The sequence below is a fragment of the Fodinicurvata fenggangensis DSM 21160 genome, from assembly GCF_000686045.1.
GTDB classification, from domain to species: domain Bacteria; phylum Pseudomonadota; class Alphaproteobacteria; order Kiloniellales; family DSM-21159; genus Fodinicurvata; species Fodinicurvata fenggangensis.
The window spans coordinates 64,867-80,898 of record NZ_JMLV01000001.1 but is presented as its reverse complement, the minus strand read 5'-3'; the positions used below and the strand labels follow the sequence as shown (position 1 = coordinate 80,898).

Annotated in this window: 14 protein-coding genes and 1 tRNA gene; 5 read left to right on the top strand and 10 right to left on the bottom strand. The window is 59.9% G+C overall.

The annotated features are described in order from the left end of the window. Nucleotides 1–2: 2 nt before the first annotated feature. The 5 genes from BP38_RS0100375 to BP38_RS0100355 form a co-directional block, all read right to left on the bottom strand. A complete protein-coding gene (locus BP38_RS0100375) occupies nt 3–761 on the bottom strand; it encodes an ABC transporter permease (RefSeq protein WP_245602278.1) in 759 nt (252 codons plus the stop codon). Beyond that, on the bottom strand, nt 758–1,837 hold the full coding sequence (locus BP38_RS0100370; protein WP_026986087.1) for an ABC transporter ATP-binding protein: 1,080 nt from the start codon (nt 1,835–1,837) through the stop codon (nt 758–760). Before BP38_RS0100370 ends, BP38_RS0100375 begins: the two co-directional genes overlap by 4 nt. Continuing rightward, nucleotides 1,834–2,997, bottom strand: coding sequence for an ABC transporter permease (locus BP38_RS0100365; RefSeq protein ID WP_026986086.1), 1,164 nt, complete (start codon nt 2,995–2,997; stop codon nt 1,834–1,836). The genes BP38_RS0100370 and BP38_RS0100365 overlap by 4 nt, the downstream gene beginning before the upstream one ends. A gap of 81 nt (nt 2,998–3,078) precedes the next feature. Next, a complete protein-coding gene (osmF, locus tag BP38_RS0100360) occupies nt 3,079–4,002 on the bottom strand; it encodes a glycine betaine ABC transporter substrate-binding protein OsmF (protein ID WP_081816357.1) in 924 nt (307 codons plus the stop codon). A 232-nt stretch (nt 4,003–4,234) separates the two neighbouring features. Next, complete coding sequence (locus tag BP38_RS0100355; RefSeq protein WP_162175093.1) at nt 4,235–5,032, bottom strand: LytTR family DNA-binding domain-containing protein; 798 nt, start codon at nt 5,030–5,032, stop codon at nt 4,235–4,237. Nucleotides 5,033–5,153: 121 nt separating this feature from the next. Here BP38_RS0100355 and BP38_RS18285 point away from each other — a divergent pair, with 121 nt between their 5' ends. Then, on the top strand, nt 5,154–5,816 hold the full coding sequence (locus BP38_RS18285; protein WP_081816355.1) for a DUF2306 domain-containing protein: 663 nt from the start codon (nt 5,154–5,156) through the stop codon (nt 5,814–5,816). Here the strand turns inward: BP38_RS18285 and BP38_RS0100345 are convergent. Next, complete coding sequence (locus BP38_RS0100345; protein WP_026986083.1) at nt 5,813–6,349, bottom strand: 2,4'-dihydroxyacetophenone dioxygenase family protein; 537 nt, start codon at nt 6,347–6,349, stop codon at nt 5,813–5,815. The genes BP38_RS18285 and BP38_RS0100345 overlap by 4 nt on opposite strands. A 696-nt stretch (nt 6,350–7,045) precedes the next feature. On the opposite strand from BP38_RS0100345, the gene BP38_RS0100340 reads away from it, so the two are divergent. Both BP38_RS0100340 and BP38_RS0100335 read left to right on the top strand, forming a co-directional pair. Continuing rightward, nucleotides 7,046–8,623, top strand: coding sequence for a hypothetical protein (locus tag BP38_RS0100340; RefSeq protein WP_035723039.1), 1,578 nt, complete (start codon nt 7,046–7,048; stop codon nt 8,621–8,623). A 333-nt stretch (nt 8,624–8,956) separates the two neighbouring features. Next, entirely contained in the window at nt 8,957–10,729 is a 1,773-nt protein-coding gene (locus BP38_RS0100335) for an outer membrane beta-barrel protein (protein ID WP_026986081.1), read from the top strand. 53 nt (nt 10,730–10,782) lie between these two features. Here BP38_RS0100335 and BP38_RS0100330 read toward each other — a convergent pair. After that, a tRNA-Glu gene (locus tag BP38_RS0100330) sits at nt 10,783–10,858 on the bottom strand. A gap of 86 nt (nt 10,859–10,944) precedes the next feature. Next, nucleotides 10,945–11,268 (bottom strand): hypothetical protein, encoded by a 324-nt coding sequence (locus BP38_RS0100325; protein WP_155992123.1) that lies wholly within the window; start codon nt 11,266–11,268, stop codon nt 10,945–10,947. A gap of 98 nt (nt 11,269–11,366) precedes the next feature. Here BP38_RS0100325 and BP38_RS18280 point away from each other — a divergent pair, with 98 nt between their 5' ends. Next, the gene (locus tag BP38_RS18280) at nt 11,367–12,374 is read left to right on the top strand and encodes an RluA family pseudouridine synthase (protein WP_051608767.1); all 1,008 of its coding nucleotides are present in this window, start codon (nt 11,367–11,369) and stop codon (nt 12,372–12,374) included. A gap of 75 nt (nt 12,375–12,449) precedes the next feature. Then, nucleotides 12,450–13,346 carry an RNA polymerase sigma factor RpoH gene (gene rpoH / locus BP38_RS0100315; protein ID WP_026986079.1) on the top strand — a complete coding sequence of 299 codons (897 nt, stop codon included), beginning with the start codon at nt 12,450–12,452 and terminating at the stop codon, nt 13,344–13,346. A gap of 45 nt (nt 13,347–13,391) precedes the next feature. Here the strand turns inward: rpoH and BP38_RS0100310 are convergent, their stop codons facing one another. Both BP38_RS0100310 and BP38_RS0100305 read right to left on the bottom strand, forming a co-directional pair. Further along, on the bottom strand, nt 13,392–13,937 hold the full coding sequence (locus tag BP38_RS0100310; protein ID WP_026986078.1) for a hypothetical protein: 546 nt from the start codon (nt 13,935–13,937) through the stop codon (nt 13,392–13,394). A 13-nt stretch (nt 13,938–13,950) separates the two neighbouring features. Continuing rightward, nucleotides 13,951–16,029 (bottom strand): serine/threonine-protein kinase, encoded by a 2,079-nt coding sequence (locus BP38_RS0100305; RefSeq protein WP_026986077.1) that lies wholly within the window; start codon nt 16,027–16,029, stop codon nt 13,951–13,953. Nucleotides 16,030–16,032: the final 3 nt, after the last annotated feature.

The following is a 16,032-nucleotide window of genomic DNA, read 5'->3' as shown; positions in this document are numbered from 1 at the left end:
TCTCAATTCCGGTCTACGGAAAAGAAGCGCTCCAGCCTCTCGAAGAACAGGTCGGTCACGATCGCCAGTAGCGCAACCAGAATGGCCCCCTGCAGGACATAGGCGACATTCTGGCTGACAAGACCGGAGATGATTGGTGTTCCCAGGCTACGGGCCCCAACCGTGGATGCAATGGTGGCCGTGCCGATATTGACGATGACCGAGACCCGGATTCCGGCGGTGATCACCCGCATGGCAAGCGGCAGCTCGACGCGTGTCAGGATTTCGCGCTTCGACAAGCCCATGCCCCTGGCCGCTTCCAGTGTGGCAGAGGGCACTGTCTCCAGGCCCGCCATGGTGTTCTGCACAATGGGCAGCAAGCCATAGAGAGCCAGGGCCACGAGTGCCGGCTTGAACCCGAAACCGGCCAGAGGCGCCACCACAGCCAGAACAGCCGCTGGGGGAAAGGTTTGCCCGATGGCACTGACAGCCGAAATCACGGGCTTGAATTCCTGGCCGACCGAACGTGTCGCAAAGATGCCGGCACTGACGCCGATGAATACCGAGATCAAGCTGGATGCGGCAACAAGCACAACATGATCGAGCACCAAGTCCGGGAAGCTGTGTCGGTCATAGACCGGATTGTCCAAACCCGGCAGTAGCCATTCGAACAAAGGGGCGGACTGGCCCATGAAAAGCGTCAGCGCAACGAACAGCGCTGCCAACCAGGGCAGCGCACCTGTTCGCGGCAGGCTGGCTGAAAGGCTGCGACTTCCGATCACGGCCGCTCCATGACCTTGCTCAATCCGACCTCACCCGTCAGGCGGCCGTCTCCATCCACCACGGGCAACCAGCCTGTCTTGCGCCAGACCATGTGCGACAGGGCCTCCTTCAGGCTCATCTCTGGCGTGGCATGGCTTTCCTGGCCCAGAGGTCTAAGGCTACGATCAAGGTCATCCTGCCCTCCAGGCGCTTCCGTCAGCAGGCCCTCCACCTGCCCTTCGGGCGAAAGCAGCCACACATGGTCGGCCTGCCCGAACTGGCTGCGGATATTCTCTATCGGCGCACTGCGTGAAATCGAGGCTGCCGGTTCCAGGCGCGTTTCCACCGACTCGCAAGCCAGCATCTTCAGGCCCAGGTCGGACTGACCCACGAAATCGAGCACGAAGTCGTTTGCCGGACTGTTAAGAATTTCTCTTGGGGAGCCGACCTGTACCAGGCGGCCTTCATCCATGATGGCAATGCGCGAGGCCAACTTGAGGGCTTCGTCCATGTCATGAGTCACGAACACGATGGTCTTTCCGGTTTCCTCGTGCACGCGCCGCATTTCTTCCTGCAGGGAATCGCGCGTTATCGGGTCCAGTGCCCCGAAAGGTTCGTCCATCAGCAACACTTCCGGATCCGCGGCCAGGGCCCGCGCGACACCGACGCGCTGCGCCTGTCCTCCGGACAGCTGATGTGGGTACTTGTCCCGAAACTGACCGGGTTCCAGGTGGAACAACGCCAGCAGCGACTCGACCCGCTCGCGCACCCGCTTTGGGGACCATTTCAGCAGGCGAGGCACCACGGCGATGTTCTGCTCGACAGTCCAGTGCGGGAACAGGCCGATGGACTGGATCGCATAGCCGATACGCCGGCGCAATTCCTCGGCCCGGACAGAAGCTATGTCCTGGCCTTCGATACGGATCGTCCCCCCGGAGAGCGGGATCAGGCGATTGATCATCTTCAGCGTCGTCGACTTGCCACTGCCCGATGGTCCGATCAGGACACAGAAGTCGCCCTTGTCGACAGAAAGCGTGACGGAATCGACGACATTCTTTCCATCATAGGTCTTGGTAACCTGGTCGAGCTCGATCATGTGACACCTTTCCGTCGACTGAGCGAAACAAGAAGCTGAAGCAGGCAATCCGCAAGGACAGCCAGTATTATAGTGGGTATTGCGCCCAGCAGTACGAGATCTATTGCATACTGCCCCAGCCCATTGAAAACGAAGGTGCCCAGGCCACCCGCTCCGATCAGCGCGGCCACCACGGCAAGCCCTATCGACTGGACCACAACGATCCTGAGGCCAGACAACAGGACGGGAAGCGCCAGGGGCACCTCGATACGCCACAGAATTTGCTGCGGCGTCATTCCCATACCCTGCGCCGCCTCTATGGCGGCCGTCGGCACCTGGGCGAAGCCCGCATAGGTATTTCGTGCTATGGGCAACAGGGCATAGAGCACCAGGGCGATAATGGCCGGCGTGGACCCGATACCCCGAATGCCCAGGTCCCGGAACAGCGGAACAGCCTCGCCAAGCGCTGAAAGCGGTGCCACCAGCAAACCGAACAGGGCAATGCTGGGCACGGTCTGGAAAACATTCAGCGTGCTGAAAAGACCACTGCGCAGACGCAGCCTGCGCAAGGCCAGCAAGCCCAATGGCACACCGATAACAAGAGCTGGCCCCAGCGCCGAAATCACCAGCATCATGTGCTGGACCAGCGCCCCGGCAAAGGCCTCTTGCCGATTGGCGTATTCCCGCATGATCGACAGCTGGTCCAGCGCGCCGCTGAAAAACAAGAGCATCACGGCCGCGAAGGCAAAAAGCGCAAAGAAGACCTGCATGAAGATGGACCGCGTCATGCGCTGCAGCACATCGATCATCATCAGGCTGAGGCAGAAGATCTGGGCCCAGAAGGCGCTACTGAGTGACACTCGTGCTGCCGGCCCTGCATCCTCAAGGCTGCGTGTGGCAAAATCCCCGGCCGCATAAATGACCAGCAGCAGGAGGCAGAGGCAACAGACCAGCGTGGCATTGCCGTTGAGAACCGGCCGTTTGTACCAACTGACCGCCATTCCGGTCAGACTCACCGTCAGCGCCAGTGCCGCCACCAGCTGGCCGGTCGTCAGGGCCGACCAGAAACGATAGGGGGTCCCGCTCACCAAGCGGTTTTCCGCCAGGTTGGCAAAAGGCAGCAACAGCGTTGCAGCCAGCGCAAGGACCAACAGGGTTACGATGACGCGGTTCGGCTTCATGGAACGCTAGGGAACAGGGCTTCGGTGCACGGGTCCTTCGGGGCACTCAACGCCGGAGCCCTGTTCCGGACATATCGCCCATCAATCCAGGAAATCGTTCTCCTCGAGATAGTCCTGTGCCACCTGCTGCGCATCCAGGCCATCAACGGCAATCTGGGAGTTCAGACCCTGCAGGGTTTCAAGGGTGAGGCTTTCGAACACGGGGTTGAGAAGGTCCGCTATTTCCGGATGTGCATCCAGGACTTCCTGGCGGACGATCGGGGCCGGCTCGTACACGAACTGCACCCCCTTCGTGTCCTCCATCACCACAAGGCCAACTGCAGACAGGGCGCCGTCTGTGCCATAGGCCATGGCCGCATTTGCATCATTCATGCCTTCGGCGGCGGCACGAATCGTGGTCGCCGTATTTCCACCGGACAGCTCCAGGAGCTGGTCCCCATCGAGTTCAAAACCATAGGTTTCCTGGAAAGCCGGCAGCGCATTCGGCGTGGTCACGAACTCGGCCGAGGCCGCCAACTTCACCTCACCGCCTTCGGACACCCAGCGCCCGAAATCCTCCATTGTTGCCAGGCCTTCTGCCTCGGCCACATCACGGCGTACGGCGATGGCCCAGGTGTTGTTGGCCGGGGCCGGCTGAAGCCAGACGATCCCGTTTTCCTCCAGGTCCAGCTCGCTTACCGTTTCATAGGCCTCATCCGCGTTGTTCCAGACATCGCTGTCTTCCATGCCGAAGAAAAAGGCGCCATTACCGGTGTACTCGGGATAGATATCGATTTCGCCGGCGGTAATGGCTTCGCGCACCACATTCGTTGGCCCCAACTGGATACGGTTTTCGACCTCGATGCCCGCATCTTCCAGGAGAACCCGGATCACGTTGCCCAGGAGTTCGCCTTCCGTATCGATCTTGGACGCCACCGTGACACTGTCCTGGGCAGCGGCGGAGGTTGCGACCCCTGCACTCAGGGCCGCGGCGAAAAGGGCTGTCTTGAAGTTCTTGAAAGTCATCCGGATGCTCCCTGTTTTCTTGTCCGGAGAAGGATTTACCGTCTGCGGGCCGCTACGCGATCGACCTGCACAGGTTGATGAAATAGCCGTCAGTGACCTGATTTCCAGTCTAGCCACAGCAAGGCACTCAAACCAGAGCCTTCCTTCAAAAAATGAGGAACAACCCTGCGGCTTCGCTCGGAAAGGCCTTTTCCCACCCTGTATCAGCTGTCATTGGGCCTTTCGGGAAGAACTACAGGAAGCCGCATTCCCTCAGCCTTGTGCGATAGGTCCGGCCCACAGGAACAAGGCGACCATCCGTCAGCCTGAGCAACTGCTGTTGGCCACTGCGCTCAACGCCAGAGAGCGCATCCCTGGCAACCCACCAGGAGCGATGGACACGCTGGCCCAGTCCGTCCAGCTCACGTGCCGCATCCTCCATGCGGCAAAGGATCAATTCGCTGCCTTCACTGCTATGCACAGCCAGATAGTGATCCTGCATCTCCAGGCACAGCAGCTTCCCTCGTAACGGCTTGCTCAAGCGAGCGAAAAACAGCGGAGCCTCCCTGTCACCGATTCGCTGGCCTGCCACAGGCGCCAAGCCAGCCTTATCGTCACTTTCGCGCCGGCTTGCTCGATAGCCCACCACTGAAATCACGGCACACAGCAGAAGCACCTTTCCGTAGAGCTCCAGGAGATTGCTGTCCCGAGCCACGCCGGCAATGGAACTTGCCATGTGAACGACAGCGGTCGCTGGCAGGGAAACCAGGAAACTGCCCCCCAGAGGAACAAGCAGATGACGCCCGGGCAGGCTTTCGGAAAGTCGCGTATCGATTTGCCGGATCGCCAGGTCGCACAGCAGCCAGTTCAGCGAGACGACCGAAAGCCAATAAACCAATCGAGGCAGGACGGCGATAGCGTCGTAGGTGCCAAATGGCCCCAGCAGCCCCAACAGAAGCCCGACGGCAACCGGCGGCCCCAGACGCATCGGCCAGCCCCCCTTCCCTTCACGCTTCGCGAATGAACCTGAGATGCCGTTCACGAATTTCACAAGACTTTCCCGCAGCTTTGCTTGAGCCAAACCCTCAATCCCCGGCATTCCCTGGCGCACAGTACGGCCGCTGCCCATGCGCGCCAATGACCACAGCTGTTTCATCAAAGGACAAGATGAGATGATCGAGTTGCTGCTTGTACCTCATATCCTCTCGGGGTTCCTGGCTCTTGGCGCAGCCGGCGTGGCCGTCGCGGCAAGCAAGGGTGCGCGCCTGCACCGCCGGGCCGGAACAATCTATGTGCTGGCGATGCTGGTCGTATCACTGACGGCCCTCGCATTGGTCTTCATCCACCCCAATGCCTTCCTGTTGGGGATCGGGATATTCAGCTTCTATTTCGTGTTTACCGGTTGGCGGACAGCCAAACAGCGTGACGGAAGAACCCGGCCAATCGATGTTGGCGCGGCGCTACTCATGACCGTAACAGCCCTGGCGATGACAGGTTGGGGCCTCATGGGCATGTCCGAACCGGGGGGAAGCGACCGCGCGATCATCCTGTTGGTGTTCGGCGCCATCGGATTGAGCATGGCCATCACGGACCTGCGCCAATGGCGCAAGGAACCTGTGACCGGCAAGCAGCGCATCGCGCATCATCTGACCCGTATGCTGGGTGGAACGATTGCGACAATCACCGCGGCGGTGGTGGTCAACCTGACCTTCCTGCCCGACCTGGTCGGCTGGTTGGGCCCAACAGCCCTGATCACACCGCTGATCGTCTGGTGGAACATGCGCCTTCTGCGGCCCCGCCACTCAGCAGAGCGAACACTACACGGTCGCGCCTAGCGAATGAGGCTGTCGGCGTACGCGCGCCCCAAGCCGATGGCTTCATAGTGCCGAATCGCATTGTCCAGCTTGGTGAAGACGTCCTCGTAGTCGAGCGCGTTGCCGTCCGGATCGACGTAAGTATAGCCGCCCGTTACATGAAACAGCGTCACCATTTCATCGACCCCCTCGGGAACGACAAGCGTATGCGTCTCTCCCGGAGGCTCGAATGCGTAATCCCCCTCACGGGCAACCCAATCGTGCTCCAGATAGTGCCACTCACCCCGCAAGGTGAAAGCGTGCACCGGTCCCGTGTGTCGATGACGGGACAGGATGCCGGACTGGCGCACACGCAGCAGGTTCACATAATAGCCTTGGCTCACCGACAGGACGAGAGGACGGAACCAGACGCCATCGGCCTGCGGAACCCAGGCCTCGTCGTTGCCATCCAACTCGAGTGCCCCCTGCACGAAGATGTCCGGCAGCATCGAGGTGGGCTGGGGCCGCTGATAGGCAATCTTGCTGCTGTCTCGCTTGTCGGTGCTTGTCGTCATCTCTTCATTTCCCGTCAACTCGGCTTCTGTGGCAGGACGACGACTGTGCAGAGGCACAGTCCTTTCCACAACCTTGGTTACAAGTATGCCACGGCCCCTGGCGCCAAGCTATTGCTGTACGCTTCAAGAGATTAAAACAATCAATGGCTTCGCAGAATCAACGCCTCTTAGGAGAAACGCCCTGTAGCCCGAGAATCGAAAGTTTTCTGCGCTCTAGAGGCTCTGCTGCCTCCTTGACGAACAAAGACCCACCGACCTTGACCCTGACGGCTCCTGGTATTGCTTCGAGTGCGGTGCGACAAGAATCATCGGCAGCGAAGATTGGGCCCAAACCGGTCATCCGCGAAGTTCCGGGGCTCCGGTGTTTTCATTCTCCTCTTCCGCAGCTCGTTCCAGGTGAGCGGGCTTCGCAACGTCTTGATACACCTACGAGCATTTCCGGCCAGCCCCCTGTGAGGCTCCGAGCGCACCGTGCTTCGCTAGCGCTCATAACATTTGGCGGGCAGCTGTTTCACTGGGAAATCAGATTGTGATTGTTGCGTTCAAGCGAGGAATGTCATGCTATCTCTTATATACACTGTATTACAGTGCATTTGACAGCACACTGTTTCGTAAGCATAATTTTCTAAATTTTTTATAGATTTTAATATCGCCTGATCACCATCAACGGCACAGGAGCCGGATGGGAGGATTGCGATGACGCGGACGACGGGCCATCCAAAGGCTGATCTGGCGCAGCACGGCGGTGGCCGATGCGTTATGGTACCACCCCCAAGTGAAATCCTGCGTGCGAGTTCGGCGTTCACGCGGCCGCAACGTGCCCTGCGAAGCGCGATCACGATCGCGTCAGTCGTCGCCTTGATGGGCGCCGGGACAGTGCCGGCCACAGCAGAGGATGGCGATACGGTTGAAGAGAGTCTCGCTGACGAATTGGCGGCGGATGCCGCTTCCGAAATCGCTCCTGACGCCAAGGAAGGATTGGATGAACGCCAGGAAAGCGACACCCGCCAGCAGAACCGGGCCGACCAAGAGAGCCGCGAAGGCGGCTCGATCCAGGAACGCCAGGAGGAACGTGCTCGTGACGAAATCAAGGACGCGGTCACCAAAGCCTATCTGAGCGGCGAAGACGGCTCGGAGGCCGCTCGTGATGCAGCGAGTGACGACAGCTCTTCAAGCAACGACGAAGACAAGAATAACCAGGATGATAAATCCGCCGGGGGTGAAGGCGAGGCCGCATTCGACGTGGCGGTGCCCAAGGCCAAGCCGATCCCGGATAACGACTCGGATATTGAAGAGACAGGCGCAACGGGTGCCACCGACGGAATCGAACTTGGCTGGGGCACCTATCCCGGTGTTGGGCCCGACATTTACGGGGCCGAGGTTGTAGGACGGCTTGCCAATCAGGTTCTCCCGTCAGGGCCGATGACTGAAGGCGGAAACCCCATGGGGGCCGGCTACGGCGGAATCTTCGGCAGTCTAGCCGGTGTGAGGGCCCCGTCGGCGTCCGAATCCGGCCGCATGCAGGGCGACGGAAGCGATGGTATTCCAGCACGCGAAATGGGCGATCACATTATTATATACGACGACGAGGGGCATGAGGGGCATGTCGTCCAAACAGTCGAAAAAGACGATGTCGATACCGTTACGGGATCCGACGGCGACTGGCATATCGATGCGTCCGGTGAATTAAAGATTACATGGTCGGAAAATTCCGGTTCCGGATCAGATCAAACGGGCGGTAGCGACGAAGACGAAGAGACCATGGAGTTTGGGGCAGACGAAGCCGTTGGAGAGAACAGTAACGACGACGATTCAGAGTCGGATCAAGAGGCGAGAAACGAAAGCAATTCAGAGTCAGATCAGGAGGACAGTAACGAATCAGATTCAGAGTCCGAATCAGAGTCATCGTCAAACTCCGATAATAGCAACGATAGCGAGGAAGGCGAAGACAAGGCCGACAAGGATAATGGAGATACCTTGCCAGCGCCCGGTCAGCGCGGTGGTCCGCCGATGACGGAGGAGGAAAAGGAACTCGTTAACCGTTTCAATGACACCGATGAAGATATCGAGCGCGCTGCCAGCAACTCAGACACCACGATGCCGGCCAATCCGGGGGATGGTAAGGTTGATATGAACCTACCATGGGAGGTCCTAAACCCACTGGACAAGACGACGATGCCAGTTCGGCCCGGCTCCATGCAGAACTGGGCCATGCCGTTGCCGCCGTCGTTCTGGAACCCCGGAACCATTGATCCGGTTCCCCCTGACAGCTGAATCAAGTCGGTCTGCCAACCAAATGTAGTGCGCAATTATACGACTATCTATAGCGACCACTGAGCCATCAAGCCCTCTGACCCAGGATGGGCTGTGTAGGGCACTCTAAAGCGAGGTCGCGGCCAACCATCAAAGTCCACGTGTGACAGACGACACGGATGGGAGGTGCTTTTGGCGAGTGCAGCGAAACAAGTGGGCCCTCGGGAACCCCGTGGTTTTGATTTGTTTTCCGGCTCGAGGCCAACACTTGACAGGCCCCATTGTATCGCCGCGGCCGCGGCCGGTTTCCTAACCCTCGTTGCGCCCCCTGCACAGGGTCAGGAACTGCCCGAATTGTCGGATCAACGTCCGGCCACACGGGCCTTGCTCGAGAGTTCGAACCTGGGGCATCTGACCTTCAATCAGAACCGGGCAGATCAGTTCGGCCGTTTCCCGGCCATGGACCGATGGGAGGAACGCGGCGATCGATGGGAGGAGCGCGGGCCGCCCGGCTCGGGCCCCAACGTTTCGGCGATCCGGGTCGAATTGCGTCAACTCTATCTGGCGACAGTACAGCCGGCTCAGCTTGCGGCTGATGCCGTGCCAACCGACCAGGACGCTCGACGGAACGATCAACGTGCGCAGACTACGCCCGGGATTCAGTTGGCGTCGGCCGACCCGGCCCGCGACGGCCGGCTACAACAAGCGCGAACGCCCGCGTATGGCGAACTGGCGACATTGCTGGGCCGTGATCCGCAGGCCGCGATCGATGAATTGGACCAGCTTACCGCAGCCAATCCTAACGACGGGCGCCTGTGGCAACTGCTGGGGGCGGCGCAGCTGAGTGTCGAGGATTACGGACAAGCGGTCGGCGCCTTGCGGCTCGCGATCGAACACGGTCGCGACAAGCCTGTGGTCCGTCAGGCGCTCGGAGATGCGCTGCTGGGCGTCAACAAGCCTGGCGCGGCACTCGATCAGCTGCGGCAAGGACCCGATACCGGCCGTAACCGGCTCGGGCAGGCGACCGCGCTGATCCGTCTGGAGAGGCTGGATGAGGCGCTGCCCTTGCTGGATGAAGCGGAAAAGCTGGCGCCGGAACTCGAAGCCCGCATAAGTGCGGTGCGCGCTGGCGCGCTAAAACTGGCGGATCGCCAGGAGGAGGCCGAGGAGGAAATCGCCCGTGGGCGCTCTCTCGCAAGGGACCGCGAGCTTCTGGACAGCTACGACCGGATCGCGCGGCCCTATCCTTCGAGAGGGACGGGCTCCTGGGGTTACAGCGCCTCCCTGAACGCTGGCTACAACGACAACGTTGCTTTGCGCTCGGACAGCGCGCCGGGTTCGGCGCCGAACAGGGCCGACTACCAATTCAAGCCGGCTCTCAGCGGCTGGGGCGTGTTGTTCGGCAATCAGGCAACCCGTGTCGTAGCATACGGCAACGTTGATGGTCGGCTTCATGCCGACCGTGAAGAGTTCAACGAGGTGTTCACCGATCTGGGCCTTAGGGTCGAACATGATCTCGACGAATCGTGGCAAATCTCAGCTGGTATCGGGGCCGAATACGGCAATATCGACGGCGACAGCTACGTCTTCACCACGCGCGGAGAAGTCGGGCTCCACTGGCAACAGACGGATTGGAGCGAGACTTCGATAAGCTACACGCTATCGCATCGGGACTTCATGTTCGAGACATCGGCTGAAGAAGACCGCGACGGTCTCTTACACCGGGGCGTTCTCTCGCAAACCTTGTGGTTTGACGAGTTGGCTGAGGGCGCACGGTTGTCGCCCTATGTTTCCCTGTCCCGGGAACAGACCGAAGGTGCGTCTGCGGAGAACCATGGTTGGGGCGTTGGTCTGGATGGCCGTATCAGGCCGTCCGACAAGCTGACCTTGTTCGCTGGAGGCGGCTATCGCACCTACAATTACGACAATCCCAGCGTGCGGACGAACTTCGACTTCGAGCGTGAAGATAAAACCTGGCACGCCAGTGCCGGCGTTCGGTATCGGGCGACGGACTGGGCGACTGTCGGCCTACGCTACAGCTATCTCGATAAGGACTCCAACATCCCGGCGTCATTCAGTTACGAGCAGAACACGATACTTGCGACGCTGACCATTCGGGGTCCGTAGTCTTCGGGAACAAGACAGGCGCTTCCAGTTTACTCAACGCCTTATAGGAAGATTGGCGTCCCCTAGGGGATTCGAACCCCTGTTGCCGCCGTGAGAGGGCGGTGTCCTAGGCCTCTAGACGAAGGGGACGCAGTGTCCGGGCCGGGAGGCGAGGATATACAGAATTCGCCGGGGCTCGGCAACCGCTTTCACGTGCCCGGCGGCAAGAATTTTCGCTAGTTGCCTTGCAGCTCTATGCGGCCGCGCACTTCACCGTTTCCGGCATCCAGCAGGATGATCTGATCGCACTCTGCGCGTGCCTGGGCTTGTCCTTTGAGCAGGAGCAACAGTCCGCCCTGCCCGTCGCTCTTGAGGTTCTCCACTTCACAGCCGTCAGGCAGATTGACACGGGTTTCGAAATAGCTGCTTTCGGAAGGGCCGGTCTCTTCGCTCTTCTCGGTCATCTGGGTCGCCTGGCGTGCAAAGCCCCAGACAACCAACCCCATACCGACGATGATCAGAAGCCCCATTCCAATCACCAATGCCTTTAATGCGTGCATGAATCCCTGTTCTCCGAAATAATTGAGCCGGTAAGCGCCCCCGGCCACGCGGGCGCATCACCTCTTCATACGCGCGCTGCACACACGGCCAGTCAAGCATGTCCGACGACACTGAAAAGCCGAATGCCTGTGAAACGGAATCTGGCCGTCACGAAATCGCTGTGACCCCTGAAGACTCCGACATGCGCCTCGACCGTATGCTGGCGACCAAGCTGCCTGACCTCTCGCGCAGCCGGATCAAGACCCTGATTGCCCAGGGCGCTCTGAAGCATGACGGACAGACGATAGTCGACCCCTCATTGCGGGTCAAACCTGGCCAAAATTTCGCCATAGATATCCCCGAGACTCGCAAACAGATACTGGAAGCCCAGCCCCTGGGGCTGGATATCCTATTCGAGGACGCCGATCTGCTTGTCCTCAACAAGCCATCCGGCCTGGTTGTCCACCCGGCGGCCGGCACGCCAGACGGAACTCTGGTCAATGCCTTGCTGGCTCATTGTGGCGACAGCCTCAGGTCCGTTGGCGGGGAGGAGCGTTGCGGCATCGTTCATCGCCTGGACAAGGACACCAGCGGCGTCCTTGTCGCAGCAAAGAGCGAGGCGGCATACAACAGTCTGGTCAGCCAGTTTGCGGAAAGGCGTGTCTCGCGTGAATACATGGCCTTGGTGTGGGGCTCACCGAGCCCGCGGGAGGGAGAGATTGAAGGCAATATCGGCCGAAGCCCGACCAACCGCAAGAAAATGGCTGTCCTGCGCACAGGCGGGAAGCCGGCGCGCACCCATTACCGCACCCTCCACAGCTACGGCGCAGAGGCCGTCAGCCAACTGTCATGCCGCCTTGAAAGCGGGCGGACGCACCAGATCCGCGTGCACATGGCGCAGGCGGGGCATCCCCTTGTCGGGGACCCTCTCTATGGCCGCCGCCGTCCGGCGCTCTTGAAACAATTGCCCGAACAGGTGTCCGCCACTTTGAGTGCCTTCCCGCGCCAGGCCCTGCACGCCCGAACGCTGGGTTTCGAACATCCGAGTACTGGAGAATGGCTTGATTTTACGACAGATCTGCCTTGCGACCTAAAAAACTTGATCAAACTTCTGGAATGCTTATAAAATAATCATGACCATATTGGTATGGTTTCAATCGGCCCGGTCAGGAAACAACCGGGCCGTAAAGGAGTCGTGAATATGACCGGTTTACCTTCTGCTTCGAAATTGCCCGCACTGACAAGCGACAGCAACCTGACCCGCTACCTGCAGGAAATCCGCAAGTTTCCCATGCTGGACGCGGATGAGGAGTACATGCTGGCCAAGCGCTGGCAGGATCGTGAAGATACCGAGGCTGCCCACAAACTGGTGACCAGCCATTTGCGCCTGGTCGCCAAGATCGCCATGGGCTATCGCGGTTACGGCCTGCCCATCTCGGAACTGATCTCGGAAGGCAACGTCGGCATGATGCAGGCGGTCAAGCGCTTCGATCCCGAACGTGGTTTCCGTCTGGCCACCTATGCCATGTGGTGGATCCGCGCGGCCATCCAGGAATACATCCTGCATTCCTGGTCCCTGGTCAAGATGGGCACGACAGCAGCGCAGAAGAAGCTGTTCTTCAACCTGCGCAAGCTGAAGGGACAGATGCAGGCCATCGAGGACGGGGACATGAACCCCGACCAGGTCTCGCACATCTCGGAACAGCTCAGCGTGCCCGAACAGGACGTCATCAACATGAACCGCAGGCTGGCCAGCCCGGATCATTCCCTGAACGCACCCCTGCGGATCGACGGTGAAGGTGAATGGCAGGACTGGCTGACCGACGAAACCGAAGACCAGGAAACCCTGCTTGGCGACCAGCAGGAGATGAACAAGCGTCGGCAACTTCTTTCCGGTGCCATGGAGAACCTGAACGAGCGGGAGAAGCACATCCTTCAGGAACGCCGCCTGAAGGAAGAGCCGACCACGCTGGAAGAGTTGAGTCAGGAGTACGGCATCAGCCGTGAACGCGTACGCCAGATCGAGGTGCGTGCCTTCGAGAAGCTGCAAAAGGCCATCAAGAACGCGGCCCTGGACGAAAAACTGGCAGCCAACTGACAGACTCGTTCTGACAAATGGAACTGGAGGTACGGCGGAGCCGGCTCAGCCTGGCTCCGCCGTTTTCCTGTCCGGGTCATCGTCAGTAACGGTCAATCCGCTGACATCCTCACCCCATTCATGAACCAGCTTTTCCTGTCGCTGGCGAAACTGCTTCAAGCGCGACTGGGTGAGCATGGTGTAATAGGTATGGCAGACCGGCATAGCCAGCATCAGGATCAGCCACCCGGTCGCTGCTGCTCCATAAGCTGTCAACCAGACCATCAGATCGCCAATCAGCACCATCGCAGCAGAAAGACTCTGCCCCATTGCCCAGAGCTTTACCAACGAAGGCAAGGCGCCGCAGAAGTTCAGGAGCGAAACCGTCAACGCCGTATGTCGGTCCGGCTGCCTGTCAGCGATTAAAGCCACCAGGCTGGGCAGCATGGTCACGCAAATCAGGATGAACGTCGGGAACAGGATCACGATCGCAGGAATACCCAACAGGACACCGGCCGATAGCCGCATCCAGCTTATTCCCTTGCCTTTCCGTCCCTGGCCTTCCATGCCCTGGATGGTGTTTCCCGTAGCCTTGTTTGTGCGTGCTGCCATCGTCCTCGTACTTTCAGGTTACATACAGCAAGGTCATGAACAGCAGGCCGACACCGGAGGCCAGAGCAGCGGCCACGGCCGAGGCAGAGCGGGCCCGTGCGGATACAAACACACCATCAGTTAACTTTCCTTCCTCGAGCCCCTGGCATTCGCGTTCCAGGGCCTGGTACTCGCGGCGCGCAAGATCGAACCCCCGCTCGTCCCGTTCGCGGCGTTCCCTGTCCCCAACGGCCCGTGCAAGGTCTGGAAGGCTGCCTGCTTTCACGGCCGAATCTATGGAGCGCTGCAGTTCCTCGCGGAGCTGCCGGCTGTGAAAGGACTCCACGAAGGGCTTGAGATACTCGGACAGCCAGACCGCAAGCTTGGGCAGATGGTGCTGCTCTGTCCTGTGAGCCACCTCGGCCAGGAACAGGACGATGCCGCTGATCCGATCGGCTTCTGTACCAGTTTCACCCAAGGCCATTATGGTGCGATCCGGGATGTCTCCCAATTGGGAACAGGCGAAGGCGGCAATGTGCCGGTCCAGAGGCTCCACATCCCTGCTGCCCGACGCGCGCGCCTCAAGTGCCTGCAGCAACCGCTTCACATCCGTTACATAGGCCTCACGTACCAAGGGACTCAAACAAGGCCAGCCCGGGTTGAACTGATAGAGACAACGTTCGATCCCGTATCCCGGCAAGGGTCGCGAGATGTAATTGTAGAGATCCTCGAAGGTGCGCTGCATCACGCCGTGTTCGGCCGAGGGGTGCGGTTGTGCCTCCAGCCAGGTTTGCGGCAAGCGACGCGCGATGACTTCGCTGATCAGTTCCTGGAACCCCGGGGTCTCGAATTCCACGGCCAGGGCCTGGGTCAGGCCGTCAGGTTCCACTGAAAGTTCGCGATAGCGGATCGGGGCCAACGGGTCCATGACCATCAGAAGCCGGCTAAGCGCCTTGTCCGACAGGGATTCCGAACTGCCGGAAAAACTGCTTTTCCGGACCTGCCCTGTGCTTTCCAAGACTCTGTCCGAAAGGGTCTCATCGCCCAAGCTACGGCGAATCCATACCGCGATCTCATGTGCATCGACTTCGCTTTGGGCTGTTTTCCAGTCACTCCCAATCGCAGCGCTCAGGGAACGCAGGTTCCAGTATTTCGCTTCACGGTAGGTAAAGGGCCGGGCCCCTCTCTGCGGCAGGCTGGGCTGCTTGGGGCTGAGGTGCCGCCCGTTTGCCCAGATCGAGAGGTTTTCAAGGGTCCAGCGTTCACGCGGATCATCGCAGAGCAACCCGCGCAGTATTTCCATGATCGGCAGCGATGCACGCAGATTGCGCACCACCGTGGCATAGGTTCCCTGAGAAATCTTCGATTGAACCAGCGCATGACGGCTCATTCCCTCAACCGGATTCTTCCCGTTCAGCAGGAAGACCAGCATGATCCCAAAAGCATAGAGGTCATCGGCGATCGAACCGGGCCCTCGCCCCGAAGGCCGTGACAGCCCCCCTTCAATGGGCTCGTAGACATCCGGCTGGTCCAAACCTGCCGGTGCCGTCACGCATTCCCCCAACATGACACTGTTCTGCGCGACATCGCGCCAAAAGAGGTTGGTGGCCCGAATGGCCCGATGGGTCACTCCGCGTTCCGCCATGTTCTCCAGCAAGGGCACCAGGGGCTGCACAACCTTGCGCGCCAGGGAATCCTCGTTGATGGCGCTGAAAGCTGCATCGGGGGAGGACTGAACTCTCTCGCCGATAGGTTCCTCGAAAATGATGGCCGGCCGGCGCATCCCCTCCTGCATGCCCCAGTCGGCAAAGCCGAAGGACACAGGCTGCATCAGGTAATCCAGGTCCTCGCCCTTCAGATGACGCATGGCATCCAGGCGTGGCGACAGGAGTTCCTCGCAAACCAGCGCATAATAGCTGTCCCCTTTGCCGGCACTGAGGAAACGCTTGTCCTTGGCTGCAAAGGCGCGTGCATGGGGCTGATTGAGGTGTGGCAAGGGCCGACGTGGGTCGATCTCCCAATTCTTGCCAAGCGCGACCGGCTCAAGCCGAACTCCGCCCGCCGACTGGGACGAAGAGTGCTCGCTGCGCTTCTGGGCGGTTGCCTCACTCATTGC

Excerpts from the sequence above, each read along its gene's own strand:
- BP38_RS0100340 (WP_035723039.1), top strand. The coding sequence starts at position 7,046 with ATGACGCGGACGACGGGCCATCCAAAGGCTGATCTGGCGCAGCACGGC.
- BP38_RS0100325 (WP_155992123.1), bottom strand. The coding sequence starts at position 11,268 with ATGCACGCATTAAAGGCATTGGTGATTGGAATGGGGCTTCTGATCATC.
- osmF (WP_081816357.1), bottom strand. The coding sequence starts at position 4,002 with ATGACTTTCAAGAACTTCAAGACAGCCCTTTTCGCCGCGGCCCTGAGT.
- BP38_RS18285 (WP_081816355.1), top strand. The coding sequence starts at position 5,154 with ATGATCGAGTTGCTGCTTGTACCTCATATCCTCTCGGGGTTCCTGGCT.
- rpoH (WP_026986079.1), top strand. The coding sequence starts at position 12,450 with ATGACCGGTTTACCTTCTGCTTCGAAATTGCCCGCACTGACAAGCGAC.
- BP38_RS0100370 (WP_026986087.1), bottom strand. The coding sequence starts at position 1,837 with ATGATCGAGCTCGACCAGGTTACCAAGACCTATGATGGAAAGAATGTC.
- BP38_RS0100345 (WP_026986083.1), bottom strand. The coding sequence starts at position 6,349 with ATGACGACAAGCACCGACAAGCGAGACAGCAGCAAGATTGCCTATCAG.
- BP38_RS0100305 (WP_026986077.1), bottom strand. The coding sequence starts at position 16,029 with ATGAGTGAGGCAACCGCCCAGAAGCGCAGCGAGCACTCTTCGTCCCAG.
- BP38_RS0100310 (WP_026986078.1), bottom strand. The coding sequence starts at position 13,937 with ATGGCAGCACGCACAAACAAGGCTACGGGAAACACCATCCAGGGCATG.
- BP38_RS0100365 (WP_026986086.1), bottom strand. The coding sequence starts at position 2,997 with ATGAAGCCGAACCGCGTCATCGTAACCCTGTTGGTCCTTGCGCTGGCT.
- BP38_RS18280 (WP_051608767.1), top strand. The coding sequence starts at position 11,367 with ATGTCCGACGACACTGAAAAGCCGAATGCCTGTGAAACGGAATCTGGC.